Origin of the sequence: Shewanella sp. MF05960 (assembly GCF_050849305.1) — a bacterium.
In the GTDB taxonomy this organism is placed as follows: Bacteria; Pseudomonadota; Gammaproteobacteria; order Enterobacterales; family Shewanellaceae; genus Shewanella.
The window spans coordinates 1-12,711 of record NZ_JBOZPS010000008.1; the positions used below are offsets into that span (position 1 = coordinate 1).

Consider the following 12,711-nt stretch of genomic DNA (forward strand, 5'->3'; position numbering starts at 1 on the left):
AAGATGAAAAGAAGATTTGCCTAAATCGATCCCAATTACTTTAATAGTAGACATGATGCTTCGCCTCTTTGATTAGCCTACCCTAAGTTTAGCTTAGGGGTGAGGCGGACCATCTAATTAAGCCCCAACTAATGTTGAGGCTTTTTTACACCACTCGCTATTGCTAGCAGCTCGTATACCAATAATGGTACCCGAGGCCAGACTTGCGCTTGCACGCCTGATGTTCAACCAGAGCTGCCTTGGGCTTTAAACCTTAACGATAAAACCCAAATTTCAGACATAAAAAAGCCCCAACTCATGTTGAGGCTTTTTTACACCACTCTCTATAAATAGAGATTATAATGGTACCCGAGGCCAGACTTGAACTGGCACGCTTATTCAGCGAGGGATTTTAAATCCCTTGTGTCTACCGATTCCACCACTCGGGCAAAACTTGTTGTGTTTTGATATCAAATATCAAGGCACTAAATTTTGATTTCCACTACGTTAATCTGGTGCGTTTTTCACGTCCCGTTTAACTTGGTGCATACTTTACTGTTTTTTTGACCTCAAGCAACAAAAATATTTACTTGAGCGAACCGAACGCTTCAAAATTCGTCAATTCGATTTAAATTACAGCAAACTGAGTGAGTTAACAGCAACCCACTCATGCTTTACACTCATAAAAAATACCACAAAATGCGGAATAAACAGTACGATTAATTAGCTCTAACCGGTGTTAAGCCTTTACTGCGATTGGTCACAGCATCTTCAATTTCAAAGCCCGCTTCAGACCACACTTGTGCTTCTTCTACGTTAAAAGACTCTTTAGCCCAAATAGTTGCGGTATCTAAACTGAAGTTAGCTTGAACCCAACCATTTGCTTCCGTTGCACCAAAACCTCGAACGCGCCAATTTTGAGCTTGAGTGGCATCAAAACCAATCGATTTCCACTGGCTAATTTCACGCTCTGACATGCCTTCCCAGCTTGGCGCTGATGCACAACCAACAACAAATAACACCAATAAACCAGCAAACAATTTCTTCATCATGTTCAATGACTCACAATAATACCGAAGCCCCATAAAGAGCTTGAGCGGAACGTTTTAATTAATGGTGCGGATCATATCTGAGATTGGACTTTAAACAAGCAGAATTACATAAAATTACAGTCAATAAAAAAGGCCGCTTTCGCGACCTTTAGAGGTAAAACCGACATCATGTGATTAGTCACGTTGACGTGTTGGTTTTCCGTGGTTTGAACCCACTTTGTGTTTACGTACCGCACGACGAATTTTAGCACTTTTCACTTTAGAGCGAGCGACACTGTGTTTGTCAGAACCCAATAATGAACGTGTTTCAGGCTCAAGTCCTGCAAGTTGACGTAAATAGTTAACCTGGTCAATTGGCAATTCAATCCAACCGCCACGTGGCAACGTTTTTGGTAACTCAACTTGACCATAACGCACACGGATCAAACGGCTCACCTGCACTTCTTGTGATTCCCATAAACGACGCACTTCACGATTGCGTCCTTCACGTAATGTCACGTGCCACCATTGGTTAATGCCTTCGCCACCAGCCGCTTTGATGCTGTCAAACTGCGCAGGACCATCTTCTAAGGTCACGCCGGTGCGTAAACGTTGAACTGCCGCTTCTGGTACTTCACCAAAAGTACGCACAGCGTATTCACGCTCAACTTCGTTTGATGGGTGCATCAAACGGTTAGCGAGTTCACCATCACAGGTAAACAGCAATAAACCAGAGGTATTAATATCTAAACGACCTACCGCAACCCAGCGAGCATCACGCACTTTAGGTAAACGTTCGAACACAGTCGTACGACCTTCAGGATCTTTGCGCGAACAAATTTCACCTTCAGGTTTATGATAAGCCAACACACGACAAACGATGTCGTCAGCTGACTTTAATGAAACGGCACGGCCATCAATACGTATTTTGGCATCAGCCTCAACACGATCGCCTAAACCAGCAATTTCACCGTCAACACTAACTCGGCCTGCAGCAATCCATGCCTCCATCTCACGACGGGAGCCATGGCCTGCACGGGCCAAGACTTTCTGCAATTTTTCACTCATTAGCGGGGACTCTTTAAAGAAATTCGATAGAAAGCAAAAGGTTAATTACTTTTACTTTATTGTCTTTTTAGGATTGTACCCGCCTGTGACGCATACAATTAGAAAAGTGCCAAGATTATACGCTGAATGTGACAAACGAGCAAAAAAAACCGCCGACACGGTTAAATGTGTCAGCGGTTTTATCATGAGCCCAACGATAAACTAATGTGCAGTAATATCTTGGCGGTCAAAACGGATGTTAAACAATAAGCTGTACATCACAGGCAATACCACTAGAGTCAGCAATGACGCAAAGCCAAGGCCAAAGATAATAGTAATAGCCATTGATCCAAAGAAGGCATCGCTGATTAACGGGATCATCCCCAGCATGGTGGTGATGGCCGCCATCATGACCGGGCGAACACGGCTGACACAAGAATGCACTAATGCATTCGTCGGTGCTGCGCCATCATGAAGCTCGAGGTTTATTTGCTCAACCAATACAATACCGTTTTTAATCACCATACCTGACAAGCTCAGTAAGCCAAGTAAGGCCATAAAACTAAATGGCGCATCAAACAGCAGTAAGCCGGCTGAGACACCAATGACAGCAAGTGGCACGGTAAACCAAATCACTAACGGTTGCCTTACTGAGTTAAACAGCAATACGGTAATTAAAAACATCGCTAAATAACCGAGCGGAATAGAACTAAATACCGCCGTTTGTGCTTCACCAGCAGACTCATACTCGCCGCCCCACTCAAAGCGATAGCCTGCAGGAAGTTCAATGGCCTCGACTTTCGCTTTCACTTTACGATGCACCGAGTCTGCCGTTTCGTCTGAACCCAATTTAGGATCGCCTAATACGGCTAACATGCGGATTCTGTCGCGGCGCATCACCAACGGGTTTTCCCAGTCAGTGGTAAATTCACTGACCACTTGAGTCGCGGGGACAAACGTATTGTTCTCGGCACTCCAGATTTGCATTTTCCACAAACTATCAGCTTGTAAACGCTCTTCTGCTGGCGCCCGGGCAACAATAGGCAGTAAGTGACTGGTTTCACGATATAAGCCTATCTGCTTACCGCTAAAGTTAAGCAATAAGGCGTTATCCAGATCTTGTTTACTGATACCGGTTTCACGTGCTTGCGCATTCAATAATTGTGGGCGGATCACCGGCACTTGATTGCGCCAATCATGGCGAACACTGTCCATTGCCGGTTCGTTATTGAAAATCTCTTTGGCCTGGGTTGCTAACGCACGTAACACTTGTGGGTCTTCACCATAAAAGCGCGCTTCAATTTTTGCGGCTGGCGACGGGCCATTCTCCATCATCTTCATACGATATTGCGCTTGCGGGAAGTTCTGCGCTAAAAAACGCTCAACCTCAGGCATATACGCTCTAACCGCATCTAAATCTTCCATTTCAATGATGATCTGAGCAAACGCGGCATAACCTTTTTCAGGCTGGTAAGGTAAAACAAATCGTTGTGCACCTTGACCTATCACGCTCGACAAATGCACCATACCCGTGCCATTTTGCTTATCTTCTGCAATAAGCTTGTGCTCAATTTTAGTCACAAAACGCTCAGTGGCTTTAATGTCTGTACCTTCTGGCATCCACACATCGACAAAGAAAATAGGTGTATTCGACGCAGGGAAAAACACATTCTTAATATAGCCAAAGCCAAATACCGCCGACGCCAACATCACCAGCACTAACAGCAAGGTCGCTATTCTGTATCGCAGTACAATGGATAATGTGCCGCGGTATGCAGTAAACAACCACCCTTTGTAAGGATCAACTTCTTCGTCAGTGGGCTCTGCATCTTTAAACAACACATTACAAAAGAATGGCGTTAAGGTAATGGCCGTGATCCAGCTAATGAACAACGAAATCATCAACACCTGGAATAACGAGCGACAAAACTCACCGGCGGCATTTTGCGACAAACCAATAGGGGCAAAGGCAATAATGGCAATCACTGTTGCTCCGAGTAATGGCCACTGAGTTTGCGACACAATAAGCTTTGCAGCGGCTAAGCGCGTTTTGCCACGCTGCAGACCAATCAATACCCCTTCGGTAATCACAATCGCGTTATCGACCAACATCCCCAGCGCAATAATTAATGCACCTAGTGAAATAAGCTGTAGTTCGATACCCAGCACCTTCATCATAATGAAAGTACCTAAAATGGTCAGTAACAGGATTAGTCCCATTAATAAGCCCGAACGCAAGCCCATAAATAACAACAAAACAGCGATAACAATCGCAATCGATTCAAGCAAGTTAATTAAGAAACCTTGAACCGTGCTATCCACTTCATGACTTTGGTTGTATACCGTATCTAACGCCATGCCTATAGGGCGTTGTGATTCCAACTGTTCAAGACGTTCGGTGACTTTTTCACCCACATCAACCACGTTGACGCCGCCTGAGAATGAAATCCCCAAGCTCAATGCCAATTGCCCGCGGTTGTGATAAATCACACTTGGGGTTTCATCAAACTCTTTAGCTATACGAGCAATGTCACCTAAGTAAATCAGCTCGGTACTGCCAGGTGAACTCACCACTAAACGAGACAATGCGTTAACGGAATTAAATTCGCCGGTGGGGTGCAGTCGAATGCGATTGTCACCAATCACAATGCTGCCTGCATTAGACACCACGTTTTGGTTGTTCACTAAGCTGTATATGTAATTTTGATCTAACCCTAAAGCAGACAATTTTTGCTGTGATATTTCAATGACAACTTGCTCAGTAATATTGCCGATAACTGACACTTTCTTTACACCGGGAACCAATACCAGTTCACGGCGTAAATAATCAGCATAATTGCTCAGTTCACGGTTACTGAAATCATCACCCGATAAGTTAAGCAAAATACCGTACACATCGCCAAAGTCATCTATCACTTGCGAAGAAGACGAACCTGGCGGTAATTGTCCTTGAGTATCACTCACTTTACGACGCATTTCGTCCCACACCTGTGGTAAACGCTGTTTGTCGTAACTGTCTTTAATCTCAATTTGAATTTGTGATAAGCCAGCACTGTTGATTGAGGTAATGTGTTTTACCCCATCAAGTTGTTGTAATGCATTTTCAAGCGGTAAAGTGACCTCTTCTTCCACTTGCTCAGGTGAGGCTCCAGGATAAGCAGTAATCACCAATGCTTGTTTAATGGTAAATTCTGGAAACTCAAGCTGGCCTAAACCGGTAAAGGCAACGCTACCGCCAATGAGCAGTAACAGGGTAAACATCCAGCTAATGACTTTGTTGTTAATTGAGTACTCAGCAACACTCATCGCTTATACTCCTCGCTGCCAGCGTAAAGGTTTTACTTTTAGACCAACAGACAGTTGTGATAAACCGGCAGCAACAAGAAGATCGCCTTTTTGTATACCCGTTAACACCTCGACACCTTCATTACTCACGCGCCCGAGAGTCACATTTACCGGACTCACTTCACCGCTTTGCGGATCATACTTCCACACCACAACATTGGCGTTAGTGTCATCTTTATCCACTGCGGTCATCGGTACCACTGCGGTAAATACGCTTTGGTCGTGGGTTGTTTGTGCAATGATAAGTTCAGCGCTCATGCCCGGCAGCAATTGCACATCTTGCGGTTGTTCTAATGAAAACACCACTTCGTAAGCCTGTGTACCAGGGGTTACCTGGGTAGAATATTCTTTAAAATAGGCATCAAAAACTCTGTCGTTCATAGCGCTAAAACGCACTTTCGCTTTTAAAGCATGAGTGACCGTTTGGGCATACTTGGCCACTATCGCTTCAGGCACTTGAATGCTGATGTCGAGTAAGTGATTATTTTGCAGGGTTAACACGCCTTGATTGGCTTGGACGATTTGATGATTGTCGACCATACGTTTCGCAATAGTGCCACTGAATGGCGCTTCTAAACGGGTGTAGCTGAGTTGATCCTTCGCGGCTTCTAATGCCGCTTTAGCGGTTTTCAATTGCGCTTTACTGCTGTCAAACTCGGCCTGAGATATCAGTTGGCGACTAAACATTGCCTGGTTACGGGTAAACTCTGCCGATAAAAACTCGTAATTTGCTTCACTGGTCATTAAGTTATTTTTCGCATCGCGATCATCCAATTTAGCGAGTAAAAAACCTTGTTTAACCACTTCCCCTTCAACAAGCTCGAGATTCACCAATTGACCTGAAACTCGAAACGACAATTCAGCACGGCTATTGGCTGTCACTTTCGCAGGAAACTTATGCACTTGATTAGCGGCTGACTCAGTGATTTCAAATAACTTTACTGGGCGAATGACTTCTTTCTCTACGGTCTTTTCTGCTTGAGAACAGCCAGCAATAAGCACAGTAGCAAGCAATGTTAACGGTAACATTGAGTGATATTTCATCGATAAATCCTTGGAGTTAGGCAGATAACAGACATAAAAGAATGGTATTAAATGATTGATAATTAATTCTGACAATAATAGGTAGACGATACGCTGATTTATGGTTGCAATAAATGGGTTTGTTTGGGAACATCAATCCCATTATTTGAGTTTGACTTAACGATTAATCTGCGAGTAATTACTATGAAAACCGAAGACATTGCCTTGTTTCATCGAATTGTAGAAACAGGCAGTATATTGGAAGCCGCTGATTTGCTGAATTTGCCCAAATCAACGGTAAGCCGAAGGTTACTGTCGCTTGAAGAATCATTAAATATCAAGCTGTTCCATCGCTTAAGCCGCGCGATATCGCTCACCTCTGCCGGCAGCCAGTTTTACGAAAAAACCTTAGTGATGTTAGCTGAGCTTGATCAAACCATCGCCGATATAACCGATAATAAAGCTGAGCTCACCGGCCATTTACGCATTTTGATGTTTCCGGTGCCGCAGATAATGCAAATTGTGAACAAAATATTTGCCTTTATGGATGAAAATCCTAAGTTCACCATTGAAATTATTACCAGCACCGAGCCTTTGGATATGGTGCGTAATAATATTGATATCGCGTTTATGGTGAATGAAACATTTACCGAACTCGATATGGTGGCAAAACCAGTGCTTTATGAAGAAATGTGTTTCTTTGCCAGTCCTGAGTATCTTGCAAAAGCGGGCACGCCAAAAAGCATAAGCGATATTGAACAACACAATTCAATTTTGTTTCGTTTCCCCAATGGTAAAACCTTTAGCGAAGTACCATTAGCCAATGATGTGCTGCAGGCGGTAAAAGGCAATTTATGCACCAACAGTATTCAACTGGCGTATGAAGCCACTCGCCTAGGTCGAGGTATTGGTTACTTACCGCATGGGATTTGTGTTGGGGATGTTGAACAAGGCAAGTTAATTCGATTATTTAACGAGTTACAACCATATGTTGGTGTGGTGTTTTTAGTCTATCCATCCAGGCGCTTTTTAAGCTTAACGGGACAACGATTAATCGATTACATGCTAACTGAAATGCCCGTTCAAACCAGTAAGGCTGCTATCATCAATAATAAAGTGTGGACATAAAATACTGAACCTTAACGAGAGATAGTAAGTTTATGTACTAGCCTAATGCGTAAAGTCATTATCTAAGTGATTGTCTAAGCCATTATTTGAGTTATCATTTGAGTCGTCGTTTAACTGATTAACTTCAGTGTCGTGCTCATTGCTAGCGTTTTCAATGGTGTCATTATTATCAATGCGCGTTTCTGTATCATTATCGCTGCTATCATCTTCAGCGTTATCCAAGGCTATACTGGCTTTATCAAAAAGTGCTTGTAACGATGCAACATCAGTTAAAGCAGGTAGATCGGCCAATTTTTTTAAACCAAAGTAATCTAAAAATTGATGAGTAGTCGCGTACAGCGCGGGACGTCCCGGTACTTCTTTATGGCCAACGGCCTTAATCCAATTGCGATCAAGCAAACTTTTAATGATATGAGTGCTGATGGCTACACCACGGATTTGCTCAATATCACCACGAGTCACCGGCTGCCTATAGGCAATAACTGCAAGAGTTTCCATGGTGGCACGCGAGTATTTAGGGGCTTTTTCTTGCCATAGCGGCTGTAAGAATGGACTGAGGATTTCTTGGGTTTGAAAACGATAACCACTGGCAACCTTAACCAGTTGTACGCCGCGATCTTGATAATCGAGCTGAAGTTCATCGAGGGTTTCTTGAATGCGCACCCGTGACACGTTAAAGTCAGCTAATACCGTTTCTTTTAAGACTTTGATTGATAGTGGTTTACCCAGTACAAATAAACTGGCTTCAATTAATTGTTTAAGCTGGATAGCATTGATTTGATTCATAGTGCTAATGACTCATTAAGATAAACGCTAAAAAGCTTTAACATAGATAGGCGAAAACGGTTCATTTTGCACTAATTCCACCAGCAACTCTTTCACCAGTTCCATTAACGCTAAAAAGCTGACAACCACACCGGCACGACCTTCACTGACATCAAACAAATGCTCAAAACCAAGATATTCAGTGCTAGACAGCTTTGCTAAAATTTGGCTCATGCGCTCACGGGTTGATAATTGTTCGCGCTTAACATGATGGTCTTCGTTAGCATCTATGCGTTTTAACACTTCGCCAAAAGCGCGGGCTATATCGGCTAACGACACTTCGGGTGGCACAACGACTGGCTTAATACCTGGGGCTGCAACCACAGAGGCTTGAAACACATCACGCTCAATTCGCGGCAGTTCATCTAAATCTGCTGCGGCTTGCTTAATCACCTCGTAGGCTTTTAATTGGCGAATAAGAACCACGCGAGGATCTTCTTCCTCATCGTCTTCATGCGCCATTTTTGGCAACAATAAGCGTGATTTAATTTCAGCTAAGGTCGCGGCCATAACCAGGTAGTCAGCGGCTAATTCAATCCGTGCCTCGGTCAATATCTCAATATAAATTAAATATTGCTGCGTAATTTGCTGAATAGGTAAATCAACCACATCCAGCTTTTGCTTACGAATTAAGTACAGCAGTAAATCCAGAGGCCCCTCGAAGGTTTCTAAAAAGACTTCAAGTGCCTCAGGCGGGATAAACAAGTCGAGTGGCATGCTGTCCATCGCTTGACCGCGCACCACCGCGAGTGGAAGGCTCTGTTGAATGCCCTGCATGGTTATCCCTTTGGACTCAAACGAATCGCGAGCTTATTCAAATGCACTGGTATCGCCTGCGCCGTAACGCAAAATAACCACTTCATCTTCTGACATATCAATGACGGTGGTTTGCTTCTCGGGTAAATAGCCGCCGTGAATAATGCCATCAACTTGGTGTTCTAAAATATCGCGGATATGCTCAGGATCTGACTCTGCTGCTTGCTCGTTTGGCATAACCAAACTGGTGGTCATCATTGGCTCATCTAAGGCTTCAAGTAAAGCAAGTGCAATTAAGTTGTTCGGCACACGGATACCAATGGTGCGTTTCTTATCGCACTGTAAACGGCGCGGCACTTCTTTGGTCGCTTTAAAAATAAAGGTATACGGCCCTGGTGTGCAGCTTTTAAGTAAGCGGTACGCCTGGTTGTCTACGCGAGCAAAGTTGGCCAGCTCAGATAAATCACGGCACATTAACGAAAAGTTATTGTCGTTTTCAATCTTACGAATACGCACCATGCGTGTCATGGCGTTTTTGTCGCCAATCATACAACCCAATGCATAACCCGAGTCGGTAGGATACACAATCACCCCACCTTGTTTAAGAATCGCCACGGCTTGGTTTATTAACCGCGCTTGTGGGTTTTCATCGTGAATATAGAAAAATTGACTCATGTCCGTTCCATCCAATTTTGAGATTGCCAAACCCACTCAACACCTTGGGGTTGGTATAAGTTTTTGCCTAGTTCAATCCAATTACTAGGAAAATGAAAATCACTGCCCACAGACGCAAGCAGGTTATTAAGTTTACTCAGAGCAATAAGATTATTTCGGTCGTCCAGCGTTTGCTGCCCCAAAATAACTTCCATCGCATCGCCGCCCGCTTCTGCATATTCGCGCACTAAACGCTTAAGCCACTTTGCCGACAATTTATAACCACTTGGGTGGGCAAGCACCGCAACACCGCCCGCTTGATGAATATGTTCAATGGCATTGGCCATGTCGCCCCAATTATTGGGCACATAACCGGTTTTTCCGCGGGCTAAATACTTTTTAAACACACTGGGCATATCTGTCGCATGGCCATGATCGGCTAACCATCTTGCATAGTGGCCACGACTTAATGCGGCATCGCCAGCAATGGCTTTGGCGCCTTCATAAGCACCTTCAATGCCTGCTTTGGCTAAACGCTCGCCAATTTCTTGGGCGCGCACTTCACGTAATTCGCGTTGTTGAGTTAAAAAGTCTAATAAGCCCGTATGGGTAATATCGACGTTAAGGCCCACAATATGAATATCAAAACTGTTCCAGCGCGTCGAGATTTCACAACCGTTGATAAGCTTCAATGGCGTTGCATGCGCAAGGTTTGCAATGTGTGCTTCTGCTAAACCGCCAACGGTATCGTGGTCGGTAATCGCAAACATCTCTACGCCCTTTTCAATGGCGCGAGAAATTAATTGAGTTGGTGTAAGTTGACCGTCTGATGCGGTCGTGTGGCTGTGTAGATCGGCCAATAGAGTCTCTGTAATCATCTGTTTATTGTACAAGAATACCAATAAAAATACTGCTGGGATTAGTGAATTAATTGTGTCAAATAATAACTATTTTTAGCGTGAAGCAGCGCTTTGCGTTCAATAAATCGACAATAGACACTACTGGATACATTTTTCCGTGTTTTTGAGTAATATTCAATTGACTTTATAGCCCAGCTGGGTTTTCCTATAGGCACGAAATACAGAATTCAATATAGCGATTAACAATGACACATTCATTAGCTTCATTACACATTACTTGGTGGTGGCACTTCCCAAATTAACGGGTGGTGTGAAGCGTTGTGCTCATTTTTAAGAGACAAGATTTTACCAGAAAGCCCGCAGAGATGTGGGCTTTCTTGTTATTTGGCCCATAGGATTACTCGGGTTAAACAGCAGTTAAGGTGACCAGATGATAAACATTAATACACAAGGAGCGGCAGCATAGTGACGACTACAGTGATCACACCAAACCAACTCGCTCAGGTTAGCACGCAAAAACAAGCGTTAACCTACCATACTGATCCGTTAAATCTGTATCAGCATGTTACCCAAAATGCGCCGCATACTATGCTGCTAGAATCTGCGGAGGTCGAAAGTAAAGATCATCTTAAAAGCATCGTGTTAACCCATGCCGCCATGATGATCCGCTGTGACGGTTATCAACTGACGTTTAGTGCATTAACCGAAAACGGCGCCAGCTTACTTGAGCCGATTGCTTCGTTCTTCAGTCACGCCGATTTACAGCGTCAGCCAAATCAATTAATCGTTACATTACAAAAAGCCACCGAGTTACAAGATGAAGATGCGCGCTTAAAATCGACCTCACCGCTTGATGGTTTACGGATGTTTGTACAGCACATTCACACTAACCATGCGGTTAAATTTGAAGACTTATTTTTAGGTGGCGTACTGGCATATGACTTAATTGACACCGTAGAGCCGCTTCCTTCTGCGCCTAATGCCAATAACGACTGCCCAGATTATTTGTTCTATCTCGCTGAAACCTTGATATTAATTGATCATCAAACTCAGCAAGCTGACATTGTCAGTCACCAATTTAATCAAGACCCAGCGATTACAGCTCAGCTGCAAACACAAATCGACACGGTTAGTCAGCAATGTACTACTTTGGGCGATGTCGCTGCATTAGCACCGATTGACGCTGAGGCTGAAGTGAACATCAGCGACGAGCAATTCAAAAAAACGGTCATTGATTTAAAGGAACATATTGTTGCTGGCGATATTTTCCAGGTCGTGCCCTCTCGTTGTTTCAGCTTGCCTTGCCCGAATACATTAGGAGCATACCGCGCGCTAAGACTGACCAACCCTAGCCCGTACATGTTTTATTTCCGCGGCCCGGATTTCACCTTATTTGGTGCATCACCAGAAAGTGCCTTGAAATACGATGCTGCAAGCAATCAGGTAGAAGTGTATCCGATTGCCGGGACTCGTCAGCGCGGTAAAAACGCCCAAGGCGAAATCGACTTTGATTTAGACAGCCGTATCGAACTTGAGCTGCGTTTAGATAAAAAAGAATTGTCTGAGCATTTAATGCTGGTCGACTTAGCCCGTAACGACATTGCCCGTATTAGCCAAAGCGGTAGCCGTAAAGTGGCCGAATTACTTAAAGTTGACCGTTACTCACACGTAATGCACCTTGTGAGTCGTGTTACTGGCCAGTTACGCAGTGATTTAGATGCCCTGCACGCTTATCAAGCCTGTATGAACATGGGCACCCTAGTGGGTGCGCCCAAAGTACGTGCATCGCAATTGGTGCGTGAAGCAGAACAAGCTCGTCGTGGGAGTTATGGTGGCGCTGTAGGCTATGTTAACGGTTTAGGTGACATGGATACCTGCATTGTTATCCGTTCAGCGTTTGTTAAAAATGACGTTGCTTATATTCAAGCCGGTGCCGGCGTAGTGTTTGACTCAGACCCACAAGCCGAAGCCGATGAAACTCGTCAAAAAGCCCAGGCGGTGATTTCTGCCATTAAAATGGGAGGTGGCCTATGAGCAACACGAACCCATTAGCGAGCGCTAAA

Annotated in this window: 9 protein-coding genes, 1 tRNA gene and 1 pseudogene; 2 read left to right on the top strand and 9 right to left on the bottom strand. The window is 44.2% G+C overall.

What is annotated here, in order from left to right:
- Positions 1-342: 342 nt before the first annotated feature.
- The 5 genes from ACROAE_RS09695 to ACROAE_RS09715 form a co-directional block, all read right to left on the bottom strand.
- Positions 343-428: transfer RNA gene (locus ACROAE_RS09695), tRNA-Leu, on the bottom strand.
- A gap of 270 nt (positions 429-698) precedes the next feature.
- A complete protein-coding gene (locus tag ACROAE_RS09700) occupies positions 699-1,031 on the bottom strand; it encodes a hypothetical protein (protein ID WP_432401178.1) in 333 nt (110 codons plus the stop codon).
- 174 nt (positions 1,032-1,205) lie between these two features.
- Entirely contained in the window at positions 1,206-2,078 is an 873-nt protein-coding gene (gene rluB / locus ACROAE_RS09705; RefSeq protein ID WP_432401180.1) for a 23S rRNA pseudouridine(2605) synthase RluB, read from the bottom strand.
- A 201-nt stretch (positions 2,079-2,279) separates the two neighbouring features.
- On the bottom strand, positions 2,280-5,363 hold the full coding sequence (locus tag ACROAE_RS09710) for an efflux RND transporter permease subunit (protein WP_432401182.1): 3,084 nt from the start codon (positions 5,361-5,363) through the stop codon (positions 2,280-2,282).
- A gap of 3 nt (positions 5,364-5,366) precedes the next feature.
- Entirely contained in the window at positions 5,367-6,446 is a 1,080-nt protein-coding gene (locus ACROAE_RS09715; RefSeq protein ID WP_432401184.1) for an efflux RND transporter periplasmic adaptor subunit, read from the bottom strand.
- A gap of 123 nt (positions 6,447-6,569) precedes the next feature.
- Here ACROAE_RS09715 and ACROAE_RS09720 point away from each other — a divergent pair, with 123 nt between their 5' ends.
- Positions 6,570-7,553, top strand: coding sequence for a LysR family transcriptional regulator (locus ACROAE_RS09720; protein WP_432401186.1), 984 nt, complete (start codon positions 6,570-6,572; stop codon positions 7,551-7,553).
- A 192-nt stretch (positions 7,554-7,745) separates the two neighbouring features.
- Here ACROAE_RS09720 and scpB read toward each other — a convergent pair.
- The 4 genes and pseudogenes from scpB to rnm all read right to left on the bottom strand — a co-directional run.
- Positions 7,746-8,339, bottom strand: a pseudogene (gene scpB, locus ACROAE_RS09725) (SMC-Scp complex subunit ScpB); the annotation flags it as partial.
- A 27-nt stretch (positions 8,340-8,366) separates the two neighbouring features.
- Positions 8,367-9,155 (bottom strand): segregation and condensation protein A, encoded by a 789-nt coding sequence (locus ACROAE_RS09730; RefSeq protein WP_432401188.1) that lies wholly within the window; start codon positions 9,153-9,155, stop codon positions 8,367-8,369.
- A gap of 33 nt (positions 9,156-9,188) precedes the next feature.
- A complete protein-coding gene (locus ACROAE_RS09735; protein ID WP_432401190.1) occupies positions 9,189-9,809 on the bottom strand; it encodes an L-threonylcarbamoyladenylate synthase in 621 nt (206 codons plus the stop codon).
- Positions 9,806-10,666 carry an RNase RNM gene (rnm, locus tag ACROAE_RS09740; protein ID WP_432401193.1) on the bottom strand — a complete coding sequence of 287 codons (861 nt, stop codon included), beginning with the start codon at positions 10,664-10,666 and terminating at the stop codon, positions 9,806-9,808. The genes ACROAE_RS09735 and rnm overlap by 4 nt, the downstream gene beginning before the upstream one ends.
- A 444-nt stretch (positions 10,667-11,110) precedes the next feature.
- Here rnm and ACROAE_RS09745 point away from each other — a divergent pair, with 444 nt between their 5' ends.
- Positions 11,111-12,682, top strand: coding sequence for an anthranilate synthase component 1 (locus ACROAE_RS09745; protein WP_432401538.1), 1,572 nt, complete (start codon positions 11,111-11,113; stop codon positions 12,680-12,682).
- Positions 12,683-12,711 lie beyond the last annotated feature (29 nt).